At 74.6% G+C, this 772-nt stretch carries 1 protein-coding gene; it reads left to right on the top strand.

What is annotated here, in order from left to right; translation table 11 throughout:
- Positions 1-575, top strand: a 575-nt coding sequence (locus G3I65_RS54975) for an acyl carrier protein (RefSeq protein ID WP_239072048.1), incomplete at its 5' end; no start/stop codon positions are given.
- Positions 576-772 lie beyond the last annotated feature (197 nt).

The following is a 772-nucleotide window of genomic DNA, read 5'->3' as shown; positions in this document are numbered from 1 at the left end:
CGCCGGTGCTGCGCGCGCTCGTCCCGCCCCGGCGAGCCACCGCGCGCCCCGCGGCGGCGGCCGTGCCGGATCTCGCCCCGCGGCTGGCGAAGCTCGACCCGGCGGCACGGATCGAGCTGCTGCTGGACGTGGTCGCCGACGCCGTCGCGGTGGTGCTCGAACACGGCGACCAGGACAGCGTCGGGCCGGACCAGGCGTTCACGGAACTGGGCTTCGACTCCCTGACCGCCGTCGAGCTGCGCCGCCGCCTGACCGCGGTGACCGGGCTGGCGCTCCCGGCGACGCTGGCGTTCGACCAGCCGACCCCGCGCGACCTCGCCCGGTACCTGGCGGAGCTGCTCGCCCCGGACGAGAAGCCGGAACAAGCCATCCTGGCCGACCTGGCCCGGCTCGAGAAGGCGTTGCGGGACACGGCGATCGACCCGGCCGCCCACGAGGAGATCACCGCCCGGCTGGAGCAGGTGCGCGGCGCGTGGAGCGGCCGCGACGACGTCGACGACGGGTTCGACTTCGAAGACGCCAGCGATGACGAGATGTTCGCGCTGCTGGACGAGCAGTTGGGGGCGGGCGATTGAGCTGGTCCGCCGTGGTGTCGGCGTCAGCGTGCGCCCAGCACCGGCGGCAGATGGGGGCGGGTGACTGAGCTGGTCCGCCGTGGCGTCGCTGTCAGCGTGCGCCCAGCACCGGTGGCAGTTGGGGGTGGGTGACTGTGCCGGTCCGCCGTGGTGTCGGCGTCGGTGTGTGCCTGGCACCGGTGGCAGTTGGGGGTGGG

The sequence above is a fragment of the Amycolatopsis sp. SID8362 genome (genome assembly GCF_010550475.1).
In the GTDB taxonomy this organism is placed as follows: domain Bacteria; phylum Actinomycetota; class Actinomycetes; order Mycobacteriales; family Pseudonocardiaceae; genus Amycolatopsis; species Amycolatopsis eburnea.
Note: the sequence above shows the minus strand (reverse complement) of the source record. Positions and strands in the feature narration are given on the sequence as shown.